At 41.6% G+C, this 22,499-nt stretch carries 13 protein-coding genes; 11 read left to right on the top strand and 2 right to left on the bottom strand.

Features of this window, described 5'->3' with window-relative positions; all coding sequences use genetic code 11:
- Nucleotides 1–93: 93 nt before the first annotated feature.
- The 7 genes from BUC20_RS12575 (at nt 94) to BUC20_RS12545 (ending at nt 15,012) form a co-directional block, all read left to right on the top strand.
- Nucleotides 94–2,484 carry a hypothetical protein gene (locus tag BUC20_RS12575; RefSeq protein WP_073231294.1) on the top strand — a complete coding sequence of 797 codons (2,391 nt, stop codon included), beginning with the start codon at nt 94–96 and terminating at the stop codon, nt 2,482–2,484.
- Between the two features lie 82 nt (nt 2,485–2,566).
- Nucleotides 2,567–3,712, top strand: coding sequence for a FecR family protein (locus tag BUC20_RS12570; RefSeq protein ID WP_073231292.1), 1,146 nt, complete (start codon nt 2,567–2,569; stop codon nt 3,710–3,712).
- A gap of 158 nt (nt 3,713–3,870) precedes the next feature.
- The gene (locus tag BUC20_RS12565) at nt 3,871–7,203 is read left to right on the top strand and encodes a TonB-dependent receptor (RefSeq protein ID WP_084528788.1); all 3,333 of its coding nucleotides are present in this window, start codon (nt 3,871–3,873) and stop codon (nt 7,201–7,203) included.
- Nucleotides 7,204–7,230: 27 nt separating this feature from the next.
- On the top strand, nt 7,231–8,877 hold the full coding sequence (locus BUC20_RS12560) for a RagB/SusD family nutrient uptake outer membrane protein (protein WP_073231288.1): 1,647 nt from the start codon (nt 7,231–7,233) through the stop codon (nt 8,875–8,877).
- Nucleotides 8,878–8,929: 52 nt separating this feature from the next.
- Nucleotides 8,930–10,585, top strand: coding sequence for a discoidin domain-containing protein (locus tag BUC20_RS12555; RefSeq protein WP_084528786.1), 1,656 nt, complete (start codon nt 8,930–8,932; stop codon nt 10,583–10,585).
- A 130-nt stretch (nt 10,586–10,715) separates the two neighbouring features.
- Nucleotides 10,716–11,678, top strand: coding sequence for an MBL fold metallo-hydrolase (locus tag BUC20_RS12550; RefSeq protein ID WP_073231807.1), 963 nt, complete (start codon nt 10,716–10,718; stop codon nt 11,676–11,678).
- A 55-nt stretch (nt 11,679–11,733) separates the two neighbouring features.
- A complete protein-coding gene (locus BUC20_RS12545; RefSeq protein ID WP_073231286.1) occupies nt 11,734–15,012 on the top strand; it encodes a TonB-dependent receptor in 3,279 nt (1,092 codons plus the stop codon).
- Between the two features lie 67 nt (nt 15,013–15,079).
- Here the strand turns inward: BUC20_RS12545 and BUC20_RS12540 are convergent, their stop codons facing one another.
- A complete protein-coding gene (locus BUC20_RS12540) occupies nt 15,080–15,724 on the bottom strand; it encodes a bactofilin family protein (RefSeq protein WP_073231284.1) in 645 nt (214 codons plus the stop codon).
- Nucleotides 15,725–15,762: 38 nt separating this feature from the next.
- On the opposite strand from BUC20_RS12540, the gene BUC20_RS12535 reads away from it, so the two are divergent.
- Entirely contained in the window at nt 15,763–16,539 is a 777-nt protein-coding gene (locus BUC20_RS12535) for a hypothetical protein (RefSeq protein WP_073231282.1), read from the top strand.
- 4 nt (nt 16,540–16,543) lie between these two features.
- Here the strand turns inward: BUC20_RS12535 and BUC20_RS12530 are convergent, their stop codons facing one another.
- Nucleotides 16,544–17,446, bottom strand: coding sequence for a hypothetical protein (locus BUC20_RS12530; RefSeq protein ID WP_073231280.1), 903 nt, complete (start codon nt 17,444–17,446; stop codon nt 16,544–16,546).
- Between the two features lie 135 nt (nt 17,447–17,581).
- Between BUC20_RS12530 and BUC20_RS12525 the strand changes: the two genes are divergently transcribed.
- The 3 genes from BUC20_RS12525 (at nt 17,582) to BUC20_RS12515 (ending at nt 22,468) form a co-directional block, all read left to right on the top strand.
- The gene (locus BUC20_RS12525; RefSeq protein WP_073231278.1) at nt 17,582–19,495 is read left to right on the top strand and encodes an SPFH domain-containing protein; all 1,914 of its coding nucleotides are present in this window, start codon (nt 17,582–17,584) and stop codon (nt 19,493–19,495) included.
- A gap of 10 nt (nt 19,496–19,505) precedes the next feature.
- Nucleotides 19,506–20,156 carry a carbonic anhydrase gene (locus tag BUC20_RS12520; RefSeq protein ID WP_234994511.1) on the top strand — a complete coding sequence of 217 codons (651 nt, stop codon included), beginning with the start codon at nt 19,506–19,508 and terminating at the stop codon, nt 20,154–20,156.
- A gap of 134 nt (nt 20,157–20,290) precedes the next feature.
- On the top strand, nt 20,291–22,468 hold the full coding sequence (locus BUC20_RS12515; protein WP_073231276.1) for an outer membrane beta-barrel family protein: 2,178 nt from the start codon (nt 20,291–20,293) through the stop codon (nt 22,466–22,468).
- Nucleotides 22,469–22,499: the final 31 nt, after the last annotated feature.

Raw genomic sequence — 22,499 nt, 5'->3', positions numbered from 1 at the left:
TTTTCTGCTGTACCCCTTCTTCCTTTCCCGACCGTCTTGTTTAAAATTACCTGATACACAAAATGGTTCCATCAAAAATAGCTTAATCTTATCATGAATAACCTTACTCGTTTTTATCTGACATTTATACTCAGCCTATCTTTCTCTCTCAGTCTAAGTGCTCAATCGCTCTTACAAAATGCTTATTGGAAACTGGATCTTCTACAAGATGGCACACTTAAAGACCTTAAAATCAACAGAAATAAAAAATGGGAAAATATCCCCCTGCCTGAAAAGGAATATAAAGGCTTCAGGTGGTATCTGTCCGAACAAAACAAGGAAGAAAACATTGCTATCAAGCGCAGCTCCGAAAACACCTTTACAGGTAATTACAAAGACATTCATTTCCATCTTTCCTACGTTTTACTGGAAGATAAATTGCAAATCAACGCGATAGTAACTAATAATTCAGGAAAGGAATTCAGTCCCGAAAAATTAGGACTGAGAATGGGGATCAGTAATTACATGGAAAGCTATCCTCAATGGAATGATGTATATTTCCCCACATTACTCAGGGCTGAGAAAACACATTTCTGGGGTTACATGATGAATCCCAACGGGAATATACTTGGGCTTGCCTCCCCGGATCCAATTGCATCATGGAGTCTGAATTATAACTTTGGATATGGGAGCAAGGAAGTTTTCTTTTGGGGACACCGCATTTACAGCAGTAACCTGGATCTAATCAATACCGGACCTCTCCCACAGCGTCATCCTCAAAACAGCAGTTCTTTAAAACCCGGGCAAACAAAAAAATGGTCCTTTTACCTGGTGAACATTTCTACCTTGGAAGATGTTGCCAAAACGTTAACGAAAATCCACAAGGCTCCTTCATTTGAGATCAGACAAACGACTTTAGAAAAAGGTAAGCCATTTGAGGTAAAAGTATACAATAGTGGCACCAGTCAACTTAAACTAACCGCCCCCTCCGGTACAGTAAAAAATATCAAGGCAAAAACCATCAAATCAGGGATTGCTTTCTTCTCCGTTATCCCCTCAAATGAAACTGGAGTGTATACTTTAACAGCAAATCATCAAAACCGAATCACAGAGGCTAAGATTACCGTCAGTGAACCATGGGGATGGTATCTTCAAAAAGCAAGGGAAGCCGCATTAATTTACACTCAAAAGGCAAGTTGGAACTGTGAAAACTGGTATGGATTTTACTCCGCTTATCTGGCCCAGATTTATTACCCCAATGCCGAAAAATTAAAACAAAGTAATGAACAGTTTAGTAAGGTCATGAGCCTGATGTACGATACTGTAAATGCGGTACCTAAAAAGATCACCAATGCAAGTCGGATTCAGAATACCAGCACTACCATCGGTATTCTTGTAGATAAATACAGGGCATTGAAAAACATCAGCGATTTAAGTCTGGCAGCCAGACTTGCTGACCACGTCATCATTCCTTCACAGAGTGCAGATGGCGCTTACCGCAATGGACATACCCACTATACCAGCGTAATTTATATCGCGAAAAGCATACTGGAACTTGCAGAAGCAGAAAAGGAGCTGGGAAAAACAGATCTCTTTTGGAAAAACAATTATCAGAAGCATTATCTGTCTGCCAAAAAGGCTGTAGATCAGCTAATGCTGGGTATGTCTGCGATTGAAACAGAAGGCGAAGGTACTTTTGAAGATGGAATGATTTCCTGTACAGCATTACAAATTGCTGCTTTTGCCCTTTTACAGGACAACATAGAAGAGAGAAACCGATATACAAAAATGGCTGAGGATTTCATTAATTCTCACAGAAGTTTAACCCAGCTCATCGTTCCCGATAGTAGAATTCGGAATGGAACATTGAGGTTTTGGGAGGCTCAATATGATGTAATGCTCGGTAAAAACATGTTGAGCTCTCCCCATGGCTGGTCTGCCTGGAGAGCATATGCCACACATTATCTCTACCTTTTAACAGGTAAAGAAGATTACCTTATTCAAACCATGAATGCTGTGGGATCCTGCGCACAGACCATTGATTCAAAGTCAGGAAAACTCAGATGGGCATTTGTAATCGACCCTTACGTAAATACAGTACAATCAAGTGAGAATTTCCCAGGTACAAGTGAGGATAAATACAATAACAATCAGTTTAAAGCAGAAGAAGGAAAAACAAAGCCCATCATTATCGGTGAGCAATATGTTGATATGGTTTCAGACTGGTTTCAGGCAAACACCAGTGACAATGATGTTCATGAAATTTTCAAATGTATGGAAGAAGTTGCTCTTGGAAAAGCTTATGTCCTGGAAAGAAACGACGGAACATTGCTGACCTACAATTGCAGTGTCATAAAAAAAGGAAACTACTTGGTTTTGAATTCCGCAGACGACCGTCTTTTTAAAGCCCACTTCAACCTGAAAAAAAAGTGCAAGGTCAGTATACCAGGCTGGAAGCAGGAAACATCGATTCCTGCCGGAATAAGCTGGTTTAGCAAAAGATAATAAAATTTATTTTTCACCATTGTACCCCCTGACGCTGTATGATCCGTCATGGTTATAATCCGGATCAAAATATACACTTGACATGACCAAAAGAAACGCTGAGGAATTACTGGAAAGATACCGTATAGGAGACTGTACCGAAGAAGAAATGATATTGTTACGAAACTGGTTTCATCAACTGAATCAAAATGAAGTTACAGAATTAACCGATGAAGCGCTTTTGTCAGGACAGGAGAAGATGTGGGCCTCCATCTCAGAAAATACGAAACCACCATTCCGATTATGGCCACGAATCGCTGCTGCCGCAATGGTTTTCCTGACTCTATCTGTTGCTGTTTATTTTTATAAGGAATACCGTTCCACGCAGAACGAACAAAATGTTACCACAAATCAAATTCTGCCAGGTGGGAACAAAGCCGTCCTCACCTTAGCCAATGGCAAAAAAATCAGCCTGGACGACACTAAAAATGGGGAACTCCTGTTACAATCCGGAATAAAAATCTCGAAAACAACAGACGGCCAACTTGTGTATACCATTTTAAAAGAAGAAACTGGGGCTGCGCCGCTACAACCAGCAAGCTTTAACAAGATTGAAACACCAAGAGGGGGGCAATATCAGGTAAATCTATCTGATGGAACAATTGTCTGGCTAAACTCGGCATCCTCCTTAAAATACCAAACGGTATTCAATGGAAAAGAACGAAAAGTGGAACTCACCGGAGAAGGTTATTTTGAAGTAACTCATCAGGCAGGTAAACCCTTTGTTGTAAAAACAAACCGCCAACAGATTGCGGTTTTAGGCACACATTTTAATGTCAACGCTTATGAGGACGAACAGGCGATTAAAACTACTTTACTGGAGGGCCGTGTAAGTGTAGAAAGAAGCTTTGCTTCAGATGGCATGAAAACCGGACTCATTTATTTAAAACCCGGTCAGCAGTCTGTACTCACTGAAAAAGCAATTGAAGTTCAGGAAGTAGATACAAAAGCAGCGATAGACTGGAAAGATGGTCGTTTTATATTTAAAGAAGAAGACATCAAGAGTGTCATGCGCAAACTCGCCAGATGGTATGACATTGAGGTTGTCTATCAGGGTGATCTGGAAGGTCTTCATTTTGGTGGCAAAGTATCCAGATCAAAATCATTAAAAGATGCACTCAGAATATTAACCCTAACAGGCGATGTTCATTTTAAAGTTGAAGGAAGGAGGATAACCGTTATGCCATAACCTTTAACCAGGGCGCAAAAACGGAAAAGACCGGAAGTGCTGCAAACACTCCCGGAAAGAGTCTGGTTTATACTGCCCAACGATAATTATTGCGACAACTATCAACCAAACACGGGTGTCTGATCAAAAGGGCATCAAAACCTAAACCATTCAAATGTATGAAATTTTACGATTCTAATTCGTACGGGGATTCCTGTATGAGGAATAAGATTGTTCTGACCATGAAGTTAACCACCTTCCTAATTTTCGCGCTCTTTTTCCAGGTAAGTGCCGACACCCTGGCACAAAAAAACGTGACAATTATAGAGAAAAATGCCCCTCTCGAGAAAATTCTGGAAAAAATCAGTGAACAAAGCGGCTTCGACATTATTTATAATACCAGCAAACTAAAAAAAACCAGGGCAATAACCATCCATGTAAAAGACATGGCACTTGCTGCTGCCCTGGATCTTTGTTTCCGGGACCAGCCTATTGATTATTCTATCGAAGCAGCCACCATCATTATCAGAGATAGAAAAACACCTTTATCGATAGACCCCGAGATCTCAAAAGCGGAAGACATCAAGGGAAAAGTAATTGACGAAAGTGGTATCGGGCTTCCTGGTGCAACCATTAAAATTAAAGGAACAAACATAACTACGGTAACCAATTCAAGCGGATATTTCCTGCTTAAAAATGTCGAAGCGGGTGCCATCCTTCAAATCTCCTTTATTAGTTATGTAACGCAGGAAATTCTCGCCAATCCCAAATCAGAAATGCTGATCCAGCTACTTGCCGAAAGCGGGAGTTTAAATGAAGTAGTCATTTCCGGTTTTGGACAAACGCAGAAAAAAATCAGTGTAACTTCTTCCATTTCAACCATACAAACCAAGGAACTGAAACAAAGTCCGGTTTCCAACTTAAGTAATGCTCTGGCAGGGAGACTTCCTGGCTTAACCACAGTTCAATCTTCTGGAATTCCGGGATCTGACGGTTCTGCCATTTACATTCGCGGAATCAGCACCTATGGGGGCGGCAGGAGCCCACTCATTGTAATTGATGGTCTGCCAAGAGGTGATGCAAACTTTGGAGATATTGATGTAAATGAGGTGGCTTCCATCAGCATCCTGAAAGATGCAGCTTCTACTTCTTTGTATGGAATTCAGGGTGCAAACGGAGTAATCCTCGTAACTACCAAACGAGGTGCAATCCAGAAAACAAGCATTCAGTTTAATGCTCAGTATGGCCTGCAGAGTCCTCAACGTTTACCTGAACGCTTCAGCAGCTATCAGAAAGCGATGCTGGACAACCAGGGCTCCAAAAATGACAAAACCAACCTCATCTGGACTGATCAGGAGATAGAACTGTTCAGAAACCAATCGGATCCTTATACTTATCCTGACGTAAACTGGTATAAAACCATTTTCGAACCGAGCACTCCTCAGCAACAATACAATGCTAATATGAATGGCGGTAACAGTAACGTCAGATATTTTGTCTCCCTGGGTTATCTTAGTCAGGGGACCTTATTTAAGGGAGCAAATGACAACATTTACGGTGTCAAACAGAAATTTGACCGATACAATTTCAGGTCGAATATCGACATCAAAGCTACCGAAATGATGAATGTAAGGGTTGATCTGGGCTCAAGAATAGAACAAAGAACAGGTCCTGGCCCAGATTACAGTGGTGTCTTTAGTGCAGTAAATCTGATCCAGAACTATACCACACCAGTATTCAACCCCGACGGATCTTATGCCGCCGGCCGTGTTAATGCCTCAGATACCCGAAATCCATTGGGAGCAATCAAAGAAAGTGGATATTTCGACAATTTTGGACACAATACAAATGGAACGATAGAAATTAACCACAAACTGGACATCCTAACTCAGGGACTAAGTGCAAAAGCTTTATATACTTTCGAAAATTACGGTGCCATCAACTATAAGCAAACCCAGAGCTTTGATGCCTACAGGTACCGTAAAGATCCTATAACCGGGCAGGAAACCTATATTCCATTTTCACAAAAGTCATCCTTGACAAAAACCAATGAGGTATTGGGAAATAGGTACTATTATTACAATCTTCAAGTGCAGTATGACAGGACCTTTGGTAAACATGGGGTTTCAGCTTTAGCCCTATTCAACCGGAACTATACTTCTGTGAAGTCAGATTTGCCTAAGGCTTATGAAGGTTTTGTTGGCCACTTTGCCTACAATTTCGATTCCAGATATTTTGCCGAGTTCAATATGGGCTATAATGGTTCTGAAAACTTTCCTAAAGGAAACCGTTACGGATTCTTCCCTGCTGTATCCGCTGGATGGGTAATTTCTTCAGAGCCCTGGTTTAAATCGAAAACCATGAATTATTTAAAACTTCGGGGATCCTTCGGTTACGTAGGAAATGACAATATTATCGTCAACAATGTAGCCCAAAGATGGCTTTTCATTTCTGACTACACCAGAATTGATGGTTTTGATTTTGGGACCACTCCTCAATTCAATTCAGGATATAATGTAAACCGCACTGGGAATCCCAATGTAACCTGGGAACGTGCGCAGAAATCCAATATAGGTCTGGAGACAGGATTTTTCAATAATAAATTGAAATTAGAGGTTGACGTATTCAGAGAAAACAGAACAAATATATTAACGACTCCACAAACGATTCCTACCTATCTCGGCATCACAGGGCTCGCTGCAATTAACGTGGGAAAGGTTTTGAACCAAGGTTTTGAAGCCTCCCTGAATTTCAATACAAACGTAAAAAAGGTAAATGTCTTTGGATATGTAAACTGGACATACAATAAGAATAAAGTTCTGGCCAGAGATGAACCTGAACTTGCCTATCCTTACCAGGCACTTACAGGCCAGCCTGTAGGTTATCAGCTGGGATACATTTCGGAAGGCTTATTCAGAAATCAGGATGAAATTAATGCCGCTCCCAAACAAAGTTTTGCAGGGAGTGTAATTCCTGGTGACATACGTTATCGTGACATGAATAACGACAATGTCATTAATGAAAATGACCGGGTGGCTATACAAACCAATAATTTCCCAAACAATGTATTTGGAGCTTCACTAGGCTTTGGATGGAAAGGTTTTGATGTCAGTGTTCTGATTCAGGGATCCCTGAGCGGGAAAACCAATGTACCATACCTTGGTCCAAACCGTTTATCAGAAGTCTGGACTCCGGAAACAGCAGGTACAGCTACCTACCCATCTGTACATTACAGTCTGGCAGGTGGTCAGAACAATGCTCAGTTGAGTACTTTCTTTATCTATAGTTCCAACTACATAAAACTAAAAAACCTGGAACTTGGATATTCTCTTCCTAAGTCTGTCCTGCACAGATTAAAGATCAGCTCTTTCAGAATTTTTGCAAACGGACTGAACCTGGCCACCTGGGATAAGCTTCCGTATAAAGACTATGATCCTGAGCAGACCGCTAACGGAGCAGCCTTATATCCTACAATGAAAGTATACAACCTTGGTTTATCAATGAATTTCTAATCGGTGTAACCTCCAAATCTTTAAGACATGAAAAAACATCTTTATTCCATATATATTCTTCTGACAGTCCTTACCATTGTTTCCTGTAAAAAGAGTTTCCTGGATCGGGTCCCAAGTGACTATATCAATGAAAAAGAAGTCTTCGGTAACATAAATAATGCTGAAGGATTCATCAATAACATTTATAGTGCTATTCCTTCCTGGAACTATGCCAGTGGCAATTCTTACATTACCGGAGCAATGACAGATGAGGCCAGGCAAAGATGGGCAAACGGGGCTGTCCTGTTCAATACCGGCGCATGGAATCCGAGCAATTTCTCTCCACTAGGTGATGACTGGACCAATGCCAATATAAAAATCCGTGCCTGCAATATTTTCCTTGCAAATTTCGACAATATTCCAGAAGATCCTGATGACCCCAGCCGCAAAACCAGGATGAAAGGAGAAGCCCTGATGCTGCGCGGATTCTATCATTTTGTACTGTTCAGGGGTTGGGGAAAAATCCCTTTAAATGATAAACTGTTGTCGCCGGCAACAGATGGTGATGCTGTTTTCTTAAAAAGAAGCCCTTTAAATGAGGTCATTGAATTCATCGCTAATGACCTTGATGCAGCAATGTCACTACTTCCTGCCAAACACGAAAACACTGGACTTTGGGGACGTGCAACCAAAACGATTTGTCGGGCCATAAAATCCAGAATGTATCTTTATTATGCAAGCCCTCTCTTTAATCCTGCTAACGATCAGTCGCGCTGGCAAAAAGCAACAGATATGGCAAAAGATGCTCTTGATGCAGCAAAAAGCAATGGCTACTTACTGGAACCTAAATTCGCAGATGCTTTTCTTAAATATGCAAACACAGAATGTATCTGGGGAAGAAATATAGGAACAGGCTCCGGATCAGGCATAGATCAGGTAATGCAACCATTAGGTTATAGCGGCTGGTCAAATAGTGGTCCGATTCAGGATCTGGTAAACGATTTTGAAATGAAAAATGGATTACCAATCACCGAACCAGGTTCAAATTGGGATCCCAAACACCCCTATAAGGGTAGAGATCCGAGATTCTATGCAACCGTATTGTACCCAGGTGCCAGGTGGAAAAACAGAACTTTAAATATCTATACAAATGATAAAGACAATGCCAACGAACCAGGAACCAACTACTGGTGGAGAAAATATATGACAGAAGGGCTAAATCTTGCGAATGGAAGTGGCGGAGTAAATAAATCTTTTGCCATCTTCAGAACTGCAGAGTTATTACTGAACTATGCTGAGGCAAAGAATGAATTGGATGGGGTTGGTCAGGAAGTATATGCTGCGGTCAACGAAATTCGTAAACGCGCAGGTATGCCGGATCTGGCAACCGGTTTAAGCAAAGAAGGAATGCGAGCAGCCATCAGACATGAAAGACGTATTGAGATGGCTTTCGAAGGCATTCGATTTTGGGATGTCAGAAGATGGAAAATTGCTGAAGTAGTAGATAACAGACCTGTATTTGGAGTAAATTACACTCTCTCTTCTACAAACCCGACAGATACCACCTTCACTTATTTTGAAGCGCAAAAAAGGGTCTTTAATCCGGACAAGCATTATCTATTACCCGTTCCGCAGGCCGAGATTGATAAACTCAGAGGTAAAAATCCGGATTTTCAACAAACCGAAGGCTGGTAAACAAGATGAAATCAATGGCTTAAAATCTCAATAAAAACCTAACATAAACCTTATGAAAATTTCGAAAACAATGTTTTTGCTGGGCATCCTATGCACTGCATTTGTCGCCTGCAAGAAGTCAGATGTGCCAACTACAGGAACAGAAACACCTCCCCCTGAAACCACGCTATCAACAGGAACCTCTGGCCCTTCTCCCGGTAACTTCAGTTCAGACAGATCTTATAACTTAAATGTGATTTATTTTGTTCCCGCTGATGTAAATCCTGTTGTCAACTATCAAAAACGTCTGAGTGACCTCTTATTATGGGGCCAGAACTGGTATAAAGAACAAATGACCTTAAATGGTTACCCTAATAAAACTTTTGGTTTATTTACCGATGCTGCAAAGAAAAATGTCAGACTGATTATCATTCAGGGAACCAAAAGCAAGTCAGAATACAAATACGATGGTGGATCCGGAAACATTGTCACAGAAGTCAATGCTTTCTTTACGGCAAATCCAACACTTAAAACAGGAGATCATAACCTTATCATCGTTCCTGCCTATTTCATGAAAACAGATGGGACCCCAGGTGGAGGTGCATTTGGGCCTCCGTTCTATGGCATAGGAAAAACCTGTTTTGCGCTTGACTATGAAGAAATGGACCTGAAGCACCTGGGTGCTTCAGGTATCCTTGGAGATGCATTCAGTGTTTGGTTTGGTGGTTTAATGCACGAGTTAGGGCATGGACTCAACCTCCCTCACAACTGCCAGAAAGTTTCAGAAAATACAGACCCGCTGAAAGGAATGGCTTTAATGTGGGGTGGTAATGGCACCTTAGGGAAATCACCTACTTTCTTAACCGCTGCTGATGCGGCCGTATTAAATGTAAATCAAGTCTTTAACACAGACACAAAAACCTATTACGCTGCAGTGAATTCGGCCATTACAAGGGTTCATGCAGATTATGTGCCTGCTAAAGGAGCCATTGTTGTTTCCGGAAGGTTCAGTACAGATGGACAGGTAACCAGTGTCCTTTATTACAATGACCCGAACGTTAACAATGAAGGGACAGGTACAAATAAAGATTACAACGCAACCACATGGGAGTCTAAAACCATTGGAATAGATAGTTTTTATGTCGAAATGCCTATTTCAGAGTTAAAATATAAAACAGATGGAATGGTTTACGAACTTAAAGTTAAGCTCGTAAACGATAACGGCAATGTAAAAGAAACTGTTTATCCCTATGTATTTAATGCCGGTATTCCTGTGATTGACTTCGGACAGAAAGCCAGCCAGTATAACAGGAGCAACTGGTCCATCCTCAACTTCAGTTCCAATCAAACCAGTGGTGACGATGGTAAAGCATCAAACATCATTGATGGGAGTTTTAATAGCTCCTGGATATCCAGATGGAGTTCACCAGCCGCCGTTCATCCGCATTATGTAGCTATCGACATGAAGGCTCCATTACAAATCACCGGTTTTACCATTGCTATGGAATCCCGTTATGAGACAAAAAGTAAAGACATTGAATTACTTACCAGTACGGATGGAACAAATTGGTCGACTGCCGGAAACTATGTATTGAAACAAATTGCAGGACCTCAGCATGTTTATTTATCAGCAGCGAGAAATGCCAGGTATGTTAAGCTCGTGGTCAATTCCGCATGGAACGGAACTGGCGCCGCGAACATTGCTGAAATCGCCGCATTTAATGAATAGATAGACATAAAATGACCATAATAAAGATATTACCGCTCTCAGTTATAACCTTCGGTTAGGTTAAGTTTAAACAGGTATGCTGGTCACATACCTGTTTTTAGTATCTTTGGAACCCATTCCTTACCCGAATATGTTAATTAAAATACGTTACATTTTGTTTCTCCTGTTGATTACCGGATTTAATTCCTGGTCCCAACAGATAAATACCTCCTTTAAAATCGTTCCCCTTGGTGTTAAGGGTGGCGATGATGAAAGTAACCTCTCAGCCTACCTCCTTGCTCCTCTTCATAGCGACAACTATATTGCCCTTGATGCAGGAACAATTCATGCAGGTATTCAAAAAGCAATTCAAGGTGGCATCTTCAAAGGTTCAACTCAGGATGTACTTAAAAAACAAGTAAAGGGCTACCTCATCTCCCATGCCCATCTCGACCATCTGGCTGGCCTGATCATCAATTCCCCGGCCGATAGTTCCAAGAACATCTATTCCATGCCGAAAGTTTTAAACATCATCAGGGATAAATACTTTACCTGGGATGCCTGGGCAAATTTTGCCAATGAAGGAGAAAAACCACAACTCAAAAAATATACTTATACTCCTCTTGAAGAAGATCAGTCGCAAACTTTGGAGGGAACTGAAATGACCGTTCAGGCCTACATACTCAGTCATGGCAATCCTTATCAAAGCACGGCTTTTCTGGTAAAAGCAAAGGATAGTTATGTTTTATATTTGGGAGATACCGGCGCTGATGAGATCGAAAAGTCCGACAGGTTACATAAATTATGGCAAAAAGCCGCTCCATTAGTGAATTCAGGACAGTTAAAGGCGATATTTCTAGAAGTCTCCTTTCCAAATGAACAACCCGAAAATCAACTTTTTGGACACCTTACTCCAAAGCTTTTCTTTAAAGAGCTGCAGCAATTACAAAAACTAACTGATGCAACTGCTTTCAAAAAACTTTCCTTTATCATCACGCACCGCAAGCCGCCAATTTATAAAGAAGAAAGAATCAAAAAACAGTTAAAAGCAGCAAACGAGTTAAATTTAAAGTTAATTTTCCCACAACAAGGGCGGATGTTAATAATAAATTAACATGAAATTGCCTTAAGAACTGATTTCAAGAAGTAATTTTGCAGAAAAAAACTTCATGAAAAGAAATCTACTACTGATTTTGTTTACTGCTTTTTTGATGCTCAGCGGGCAATTCGTTCGGGCACAAAATGAAACTACAGCTTCCATCAATGGTACAGTCACAGATGCCCAGGGACCGATTGTCGGTGCCTCGGTTATTGCGGTTCACGAGCCATCAGGAACAAAATATGCCACCTCTACCAGATCCGACGGACGCTATAACCTTCCAGCCATGCGAATTGGTGGTCCTTATTCGATTACCGTTTCCTTTGTTGGTTATAAAAGCAATACCGACCGTGTAGAAAAACTGGCTCTGAGTCAGAACTCTACTTTAAATGTTAAATTGAGCGAAGATGCCAATAACCTTTCGGAAGTAACCGTTACGGCCACACAAAGCAAAGTCTTCAACTCCGGTAGAACAGGCGCAGCTCAAAACATCTCAAGAACAGCCATTCAGAACTTGCCTACGTTAAACAGGAGTTTTACGGATTTCGTGAAGCTTACTCCTCAGTTTTCAGTTCAGTTTGGAAGTCCGAGTTTTGCCGGAAGAAGTAATGTAGGTAATAACTTTACCGTAGATGGAGCCTTGTTTAACAATGCTTTTGGTTTACAGGGAACAATCGGTAGTCAAACCGGTTCTCAGCCAATTAACATGGATGCATTTGAAGAGATCAATGTAAACATTGCACCTTATGACATTCGTCAGAGTGGCTTCACAGGGGCAGCAATCAATGCTGTAACGAAAAGTGGAACCAATGAATTTCAGGGAACTTTAAACACTTACTTCAGAAATCAGGACCTGGTAAACGATTATAACTATGCAGGTTTAAAAGCACCGGTAACAAATTTCAGCCTGAAAGGCTATGGATTGACCTTAGGAGGACCGATCATCAAAAATAAATTGTTCTTCTTCTTAAGTGGTGAACTGGAAAGACGTACCGATCCGGGAACTGGCTTTGTGGCTTCCCGTGGTAGCAGTACCGGTCCAAATGTCTCTCAGGTTAAAGCCGAAGATTTAGATGCACTAACCGGCTTTTTACAAGGACTTGGTTATAATCCCGGACCGTACCAGAATTATGCACTGAATACCCGTAGTGATAAATTATCGGCAAAAGTAGATTACAACATCGACGATAAGAATACTTTAAGTTTAAAATACTTCTATTTCAGATCCTATAAAGACATCCTGCCAAGTAACAGCGGTGCACCGGCAAACAACCGTCAGCCATCCAGACAAGGACTTCCTTTCCAATCAGCAGGGTATGGCATCAACAACAACATGGACAACCTGAACCTGGAGTTCAGAACCCGCGTTAACAATAAGATCTCCAATCAGCTAACCGTTGGATTTAACAACATGAACGATTTCCGGGAATCTAAAGGTGGGAAACCATTTCCGCTTGTAGATATCATGAACTCCGACGGAACCTCGTCTACTGCTTTTGGTTACGAGCCATTCACAGCTTTCAACACCTTAAAAACCAAAGTGTATCAGGTGACGGACAACTTAAACATTTATGCAGGTCGTCATGAAATTACTCTTGGTTTTAACTACGAAGGATACAGAACTTTAAATGGTTTTGCCCCGAATTATTATGGTGCCTATTCATTTAAAAGCCTGGATGATTTTTACAACAGTGCCAAAAACGGAGTATCCAATGCCACCAATTATAACATTCAATATTCCGTGATGCCTGATGGTTCTTTCCCTTATGCCAAAACACAATCCAATATTTACGGTCTTTATGTGCAGGATGCCTTTACCATCAGCGATCAGTTTAAATTAACTGCCGGACTACGTGCAGATTTAACCGATATTTCTTCTTCTTCGACTTTAAGGAACGAGAATGTAGAAAACCTGAGCTTCGTAAACGGAGAGAAAATCGATGTCAGCAAATATCCTAAAGCATCGATATTATGGTCGCCAAGACTAGGCTTTAACTGGAATGTAAATAACGAAGGAAAAACACAGGTTCGTGGTGGAACAGGGTTATTTACAGGTCGCCCTCCATTGGTATGGATCTCCAATCAATCCAGCAATAATGGAGTTCAGTTTGGGTCAGAATCTATTAAAACGCCGACAAACCGTCCTTTTACGCCAGATGTTGATGCTTACAGAAATGTAAACAAATCTACTGCCGCCAATAATACAGCTTACAGCCTTGCTGTTACCCAGCCCAACTTTAAATTCATGCAGGTATGGCGCTCCAACCTGGCCATAGATCAGAAACTTCCCGGAGGTTTGAACGGAACACTTGAAGCTTTATATTCAAAAGACCTCAATTCTGTTTACTTCAGGAACGTGAACCTGAACACCAACGACTCAAAGCCATTGGTAGGTGCAGATAACCGTCCCGTTTATGGCAGTTCAAGGATGTATGGAGAAAATGCTCCAACTCCGGCAAAACCAAACATTTCTGAGGCCATCGTAATGACCAATACCAATAAAGGATACAGCTTCTCCCTGACAGGAACACTTTCTAAAGAGTTCAAAGGAGGATTTTTTGCAACCGCAGGTTATACCTATACCGATTCCCGTTCGGTAAATGATGGAGGAACAATTGCGCAATCCATGTGGAGAGACAGACAGGTTTCAGGAGATCCGAATTCGGATGCGATGTCTTACTCAACCTATATGGTAAAAAGCCGTTTCATCGCCTCTTTGGTTTATAGAAAAGAATACATTAATCATCTGGGAACAACCATCTCGATGTTCTATCAGTTACAGGATGGGTTCAGGTATTCCTATACGTATGCCGATGACCTGAACAATGATGGTCTAAAAGGCAATGACCTGATTTATGTGCCACGAGACAAATCAGAAATTCTATTGGTACCCGAAACTACCACTAAAATCACTGATCTGCGTACACCTGCTCAAATCTGGTCACAGTTAGACAGCTACATTAATCAGGATAGCTATCTGAATAAAAGAAGAGGCAAGTACGCGGAAAGAAATGGCCTTGTAGGAAATATGGTAGGTACATTAGACCTTCGTATTGCACAGGATTTATTTACCAGCATCAGCAGCAAAAAACACTCTTTACAAATCACATTTGATGTTTTCAATTTCGGAAACCTGCTCAACAAAACATGGGGTGTTCCTAAATTTGCAAACAGGGCAAACGGAATATTAAACTATAGAGGCATAGATGCAGAAACGGGTAAACCAACCTTCTCATTCCCTTACCTGGATGCAACGAGTACTTCGCCAATGGTCAGTACGTTCTCAAACAGCATTGACGAAACCGCAAGGTGGAGAATGCAGTTTGGTATCAAATACCGCTTCAACTAGTCATAAAAGATTATAGTAAAAAAGGTGATGGGGAATTTCCCTCATCACCTTTTTTATTTATACTGCACTAATCTATGAGCCGGTAAGGCTCACCTGAATAAAGGAGTTTTAAAAACTTTTCTTCATCAAAATAATTGTCCGGATGAAGAACCGAGGCATGAAGTTTATGTGGGCCATCTTTAATAGCTGAATCGACAATAGCCTTGACTTTCAGCCCTTTTTTACCAATAATATAATTGGCATTAGAAATCAGTTCATCCGCAATAATTTCTCCTTCGATGAGCGTATAATGCCCATCTTCTATCACACTTTTACATTCCAGATCACCACTGATATGTGTCTGATTATCATTCCCGGAAGCACCGAAAAGCACTTTACACGTGACATTACCTATGACAAAAAGGTGTCCATCTACGATGATATTCTTTGCCTGAAGATTCCCCATAACGATCAGAATCGCATAATCTTTAATAGTAACATCTCCTTCTGCCTGAACATCATCCTCCAGAATAATGATCTTATGCCCTTCTACTAAAAGAATGTCTTCGTAGTTTTCAATTGGTTTTTTATACCATAACACCTGGTGCGGGTCATCATCATATTCAGAAGCCACATCTAACATTTCACAAGCAGACTCAATGGACTCGCTCATCGTTTTATCCAATTGGTCTAAAGCCTCAAGAAATGCTGCTATAGAAATTTCTGTTTTCATGTTTATATAACGTAATATTGAGTAACCTTGTTTATCCAATGAAAAGATTTGCTTCAGTACTGCTATTACTTGCCTTTACCATCATTTCATCTTGTGTCCAAGATAATAAAAAAGGGCAGCAGGCCAAAAATAACTGCCAGCTGTCGGAAGTTACATTTTCCAAACCTGGAACAAAATATGCTGCAGGTAAAGTGAAAGCCCATTTTACTTATGATGTACAGGGAAGAATAAGCAAGGTTAGTGTGGACAGTACTTACGTACTTAATTACACCTACAGTCTGGCAAGAATTACAGAGGAAAAAACCTATCTGGGGAATGCCCCTATCCAGACATTTTATGAGTTAGACAACAAGCAAAGGATCATTTCCAGAACCAGTCCGAAATATGCGCCTGGGGTCACCATGAGTTATGTTTATGATAGCGAAGGTTATCTGGTCCAGACCAAAATGACCTCAACCAGGCATAAAGAGGTATATACTTCAAGGTTCATTTATAAGAATGGTAATGTAACCCGTATCATAAGAGATGATCTGTTTGGATATGCTGAGCTCTTCTTCGGTTATGGCACAACACTTTGCCCTGATAACTTTATAGCGATGGAAGTAGTCAATTTCCCCGAAGAATTTACTCAACCATTAAAAAATTACTTCGGAAAAGGCTTAAAGAACCTAATTGTCAAGGCTACCATTTCAGGAATCACCAGTGCCTATATCTATTATAAAGATGCTCAGGGAAATGTGATTCAGTTTACAGACAGCACACTACCTGAGCAGGCCCCTACCGTATTATCAGACCTTAAGTACAACTGCAATTAAGTTGCTACCTGTAATTGATTCTGTTCCCTTCGGTATCCTTCAGATAAGCCACTACGCTCCCTGGAAGTTCATTGCTTTCTATCGGAAAACTCACCGAATCTGCAACATAGTTTTTTGTGGTATTTGCCTTCTGAAAAATCTCAAACAAAGCAATGGGCTCCTGATTAAAACTGATACAGGTACTGATGAAATGCATTTCTTCGACCTTGTAATTTGCTTGTTTTAATTTCTCTCCAATGTCCTTTAAACGTGAAATAAAGTGTCGCTGACGGATAAAAGTATTGCTGTTCATGATGATAAAAACATAATCCGCATATGAGGTTATTTTCCCATAATACTTATGGTTATCTCCCCCACTCCTTTCAATAAAATACTCACCTGTAGATTCAGATTTATAAATTTCAACAGAGGAGCGCCAGATCCTTTCTTCATGAATCTTCTCCGGATTATCGGGCAGATTCCGGTTATAGGAATACCATAAACCAACCAGTTCATCCAGCAATTTTTGGTTGACTGTTGCTTTAGGAATGTCAATCTTTAAATCGTTAAAACTGAAAACCTCATCATGAGAATTGATAAAATCAATGTAGTTATCATAACCCAGCACCTGTACTATACGACTCAGCTTGCTCAGGCTGGGTTTGCTTAACGTAGTCAGATCTCTCTTGTTTTCGTAGGCTTTCAGCTTATTGATAATCAGATGCTCATACAAATAGTTCGCTCCAAACAGATCACTCTCTCTGTTTATGCGCTGTTTCTGGTCGCGTTCCTGCAGCAATCCGTTTAATTCTTCTACGATATAGCTCCATTCAGATTTAGAAACATCTTTCCAGCTCTTTTTCTTTAGAAAATTACTGGCCATAAAGTTCATCAGCTTCTCCAGGTGCAGCAAGTCTTCTTTATTCATAATAGGTTGATAAGGTTATTTATAATACTAATATAAGATTAAAATAGAGCGATATAATACTGATCTGAGACTTTTATATTTACTTATTTCATGAAGTTTGAGTTGAAAGAAAATTAACACTTAAAACCAACAACCATGGACTACTATCAAATCTTTCTGAACTACTGGTGGATCTCCGCCATGCTCTTCACCCTCTTATTCTACAAGTTTATCTTACGCGTGTTCCTGGGGATGGTCATCGTCCCTGAAAACAAAGTAGGAATGGTGACCAAGAAATTCGTGCTTTTTGGCCGCGACAAAGAATTGCCCGATGGCCGGATCATTGCCACCAAAGGCGAGGCGGGCTTCCAGGCCAAAGCACTCGCCCCCGGCCTTTACTGGGGAATGTGGCCCTGGCAGTATTCCGTAAGTATGCAGGGTTTCACCATTATCCCCGAGGGGAAAATAGGGCTGATTCTTGCCAATGATGGTGCAGAAATACCTACCGGCGCCATCCTTGGCCGTAGAGTCGAATCCGATAATTTTCAGGACGCAGAGAAGTTTCTGAACAACAACGGACAAAAAGGCCGTCAGACCTCTTACATCACCGCCGGGACCTACCGTATCAACGTCTTTGCCTTTACGGTAACCATCGCTGATATGGTCAACATCAAAGAAAACATGGTGGGGATTGTCACCACCCTCGACGGACTTCCTATTGAAGGCGGACAAATCGCAGGGAAGCAGGTTACCGGTCATAATAACTTTCAGGACATTGACATTTTTCTGAAGAACAATGGTAACCGTGGTTTGCAACCCAGCATCATTTTAGCCGGAAGTTACAACATCAACCCATGGGCAATCCAGATCGAAGAAATACCGATGACAGATGTGCCTATTGGCTTCGTGGGTGTAGTTATCAGTTACATAGGGGAAGATGGGAAGGACATTAGCGGGGAAAGCTTTAAACATGGCAACATCGTCAGCAAAGGGCAGCGTGGGGTCTGGATGGAAGCTTACGGACCCGGAAAGTACCCTTTCAATAAATACATTATGAAGGTGGAACTCGTCCCTACCACTAACCTTGTGCTCAACTGGGCGAATGCCAGGAACGAATCGCATCAGCTGGACAAGAACCTCAGTACCATCACTGTTCGTTCCAGGGATGGCTTTCCTTTTAACCTGGACGTTTCCCAGATCATCCATATCCCTGCAACGGAAGCACCCAAAGTCATCGCCCGATTTGGCAGCATGAGCAACCTGGTGAGTCAGGTGCTGGAACCCACCATTGGCAACTATTTCCGGAACTCTGCCCAGGACAGCGATGTGATCAGCTTCCTCATTACCCGTAAAGAAAGACAGCAATCGGCAAAAGAGCACATTAAGGCTGTATTAGACGATTACAATGTCAATGCCGTAGATACCCTGATCGGAGACATTCTTCCTCCGGAATCTTTGATGAAAACCCTGACTGACCGTAAGATTGCGGAAGAGGAACAAAAAACCTATCAGATCCAGAGAATGGCCCAGGAACAACGTCAGGGGATGGAAAAGGAAACCGCTATTGCGGATATGCAAAAGGAGATCGTGAAAGCACAGCAAAACGTAGAAATTGCCCAGCGTACCGCAGATGCGACCGTGAAAAAAGCAGAAGGTGATGCCAACAGCTTAAAACTACAGGTGGACGCTGAAGCTACCGCCACGAAAATGCGGGCAGGTGCTGAAGCAGAAGCTACCAAAGCCCGTGCTGGGGCACAGGCAGAAGCGACGAGAGTCAATGCCAGTGCCGATGCAGAGAAAATTGCGAAAACAGGTCTGGCCGAAGCCGAAAAGATCATGGCCATCGGTAAATCTACTGCCGACGCGTATGACTTACAGGTAAAAGCCATGGGTGGCGACAATTTTACGAGGTTCAAAATCACGGAGGAAATTGGAAAAGGAAGGATTAAAATCATACCTGATCTGATCGTTAGTGGTGGCAATGGCAGCGATGGAAGCCTGAGCGGCCTGATGGGAATGCAACTCATGCAAATGATGCAGCAGGAAAAAGGAAAAACCAGCGAACAATAAACGACAAAACATGGACATGCTCAATAAACAACTCCAGCTCATGGAATTCAATCCCGGACCAGCTCTGAGGATAACCCCCGACCTGGCCCTGCATTTACTCAGGGACGGACACGAACGCTTCCAAAAAGGACATTGTGCCCGTCCTGACTTATTGCAAAAGGTACAGGAAACAAAGGATGAACCCAAACCATTTGCAGCCATATTGAGCTGTATGGATTCAAGGGTTCCTGCAGAACTGATCTTCGACCAAAGCATTGGTGATATTTTCAATATCCGTGTGGCGGGAAATGTGGTCTCCCAACACGTCCTGGGTTCACTGGAATACACCGTTCTTGTGGCAGGAGCCAAACTGATCCTGGTGATGGGGCATACCGGTTGCGGTGCCGTAAAAAGTGCCTGCAACCATGTGATGATCGAAAACCTTTCCGGTTTGTTAAGAGAGGTAAAGATCAGCATCCCACAGGAACTGACTGAAAATGAAGATCGCAGTGGTGAAAATGAATCTTTCGTCAATAAAGTAGCGGTACTTAATGTATACCGCTCTGTGCAACAGATATTAGAACAGAGTAGTATCATCAGGCAATATGCAGATGCCGGGGAAATAAAAATTATCCCCGCCATATACGACCTCTCTATTGGTTGCGTCACCTTTTATCCCTAAAATATTACACATTTTTGAGGTTGATTTTTGCTTCATGAAGCAATTCCCTCTTTTTTAAAGAAAGTTTAATTGGAATTATGGTAAATTGCGCCTACACACCAAGCCATTTTTGAAACCTAAAACCAAATTAAACTTTGAAACAATTACTTGCTTTGCTTGCACTGATGATGCTCCATGTCCATCTTCATGCGCAAATTGACACGAACCTAAAAGAAATCCAAATCATCGCAGTTAAATCAACTGTCAAAAACAATTCCGACAAACTGGTTTATAATGTCGCCACCAGCATCACTGCCACCGGTACTGATGCTTTAAATGCCCTCAGTAAAGTTCCAGGCATAAAAATCAGTGATGGCTCTGTTGGCATCGCCGGAAAAGGCAATGTAAGGGTAATGATCAACGACCAGATCGTACAACTATCCGGCATTGAGCTTACCCGTTACCTGAAAACCATCCCTGCCGGACAAATCTCCAGGATAGAACTCATTAAGAATCCGGGAGCAAATTACGATGCCGAAGGAAATGCCGGGCTGATCAACATTGTGATGAAAAAAAGTAACCAGCAAGGTTATCAGGTCAATATCCAGACCAGTGGAAAACGATGGCTGCATAATCCGGCCAAAGTCTACAATACCCGGGGCTATCAGGCCGGAAATATTGCAGGAGACATCAGTTACAATTCCAATAAATTATCTGCCCGCGCAGGTATTAATTTTGACCGTTCTCACCTTTTGGAAGGCTTCCGCACCAATTTAAGCTACCCTAAACAAGCCTGGATGCAATCCGATACCGGCGACTATAAATACCGCAACCTCAGTTATGAAGCAGGGCTGGATTACAAACTCAGTCCGAAAGCATCCATAGGTTTAAATTATATGGGCGGAAAGAATACTTATGAAGGTTTCGACCATGTCTACAATACCTTTACTACGCCTGAAACCAATACACTGGATTCCAGCATCAGAACACTTGCTACCTATTATCCGATTTCAAGAATCAACGCGATCAACCTTCACAGTGTGATCAATTTTGATACCAGCGGCAGAAAACTGCTATTGAACGCAGATTATTTTAACCATTACCGTACGGATGTTTCGAATTTTGACAGCAAGAGCTACAGACCGGACGGAAGCCCAAATCCTTCCGGAAATACCAGGTTCTACGATACCAATAAACAAAACATCAACATCTATACTTTTAAAGCGGATGCCATCCTGCCCACTCGTTTTGCGCAGTTTGCTTTTGGCGGAAAGGTCAGTTTCATTGACAATTACAGCAATGCCTTTTATTATAACAAAAACACTCAGAATGAGTTGATTTATAATCCGGGACTGAGCAATGAATTTGATTATAAGGAGAATACCCAATCACTCTATGCAAGCATGAACGTAGACCACAATCAATGGAAGTACAAAATCGGCCTCCGTACAGAACTGACACAAACAAAAGGTTATTCTCATATCCTTAAACAGAACACGACCAATGATTACGTTAAATTCTTCCCTTCATTATCCATTGGTTATCAGCCAAGCATAAACCACAGCCTGGCTTTTAACTTTGGCAGACGCATCAACCGTCCGACGTTCTGGAATCTGAATCCTTATAAATCATTATATACTGCTTATAGCTATGGACAAGGTAACCCCTATCTTCAACCGGAATACAACAGTAATTTCGAAGTATCCCATAGCTATAAAAACATACTTAGCTCCTCACTGTTCTTTAACATGACAGACAATGGGTTCAGCAATGTGATCCTTGCCGATGCAGGGACCAATATCGTATATACCACTCCATTAAACTTCATCAAAACCTATCGCTACGGCATCTCAGAAAACCTGTCCATTCCACTAACTTCCTGGTTAGACAATAATAACCAGGTGACCCTTTCTTATACCCATGCGAAATCTAAAATGAGTAACATTAAAGATGTTAAAGGTTTTGGTCTATACCTGGCCAGCAACAATAACATTTACCTGAATGAACAAAAAACTTTAGCCGCAGCGGTCAACTTCTGGTACCAGTTCCCTGAAGTAGATCACATCAGCAGAACAGACAGTTATTATAAACTTGATCTTGGGATGAAAGCTTCTGCTTTTAAAAAGAAAGTAGACCTTGCGCTTACTTTTAATGATGTGTTCATGAGTAGTGCCCCGGCAATCACCACAACGGTAAACAACATTAAACAGACCTTCACCAATTTTCAACTGAACCGTTTTGCACTACTGAGTATCAGTTATCACTTCGGAAACAGCACAGCAAAATCCGGAGATAAAAACACAGGCAATGCAGAAGAGCGTCGCCGGTTGTAATGTATACACTAAACAGGAGCCGCTATCAGAT

Source organism: Pedobacter caeni, assembly GCF_900129215.1.
Lineage (GTDB): Bacteria > Bacteroidota > Bacteroidia > Sphingobacteriales > Sphingobacteriaceae > Pedobacter > Pedobacter caeni.
The sequence above is the reverse complement of the archived record's forward strand: the minus strand, read 5'-3'. Positions and strand labels throughout refer to the sequence as shown.

Excerpts from the sequence above, each read along its gene's own strand:
- BUC20_RS12575 (WP_073231294.1), top strand. The coding sequence starts at position 94 with ATGAATAACCTTACTCGTTTTTATCTGACATTTATACTCAGCCTATCT.
- BUC20_RS12555 (WP_084528786.1), top strand. The coding sequence starts at position 8,930 with ATGAAAATTTCGAAAACAATGTTTTTGCTGGGCATCCTATGCACTGCA.
- BUC20_RS12570 (WP_073231292.1), top strand. The coding sequence starts at position 2,567 with ATGACCAAAAGAAACGCTGAGGAATTACTGGAAAGATACCGTATAGGA.
- BUC20_RS12530 (WP_073231280.1), bottom strand. The coding sequence starts at position 17,446 with ATGAATAAAGAAGACTTGCTGCACCTGGAGAAGCTGATGAACTTTATG.
- BUC20_RS12535 (WP_073231282.1), top strand. The coding sequence starts at position 15,763 with ATGAAAAGATTTGCTTCAGTACTGCTATTACTTGCCTTTACCATCATT.
- BUC20_RS12540 (WP_073231284.1), bottom strand. The coding sequence starts at position 15,724 with ATGAAAACAGAAATTTCTATAGCAGCATTTCTTGAGGCTTTAGACCAA.
- BUC20_RS12520 (WP_234994511.1), top strand. The coding sequence starts at position 19,506 with ATGGACATGCTCAATAAACAACTCCAGCTCATGGAATTCAATCCCGGA.
- BUC20_RS12560 (WP_073231288.1), top strand. The coding sequence starts at position 7,231 with ATGAAAAAACATCTTTATTCCATATATATTCTTCTGACAGTCCTTACC.
- BUC20_RS12550 (WP_073231807.1), top strand. The coding sequence starts at position 10,716 with ATGTTAATTAAAATACGTTACATTTTGTTTCTCCTGTTGATTACCGGA.
- BUC20_RS12545 (WP_073231286.1), top strand. The coding sequence starts at position 11,734 with ATGAAAAGAAATCTACTACTGATTTTGTTTACTGCTTTTTTGATGCTC.
- BUC20_RS12565 (WP_084528788.1), top strand. The coding sequence starts at position 3,871 with ATGAAATTTTACGATTCTAATTCGTACGGGGATTCCTGTATGAGGAAT.
- BUC20_RS12525 (WP_073231278.1), top strand. The coding sequence starts at position 17,582 with ATGGACTACTATCAAATCTTTCTGAACTACTGGTGGATCTCCGCCATG.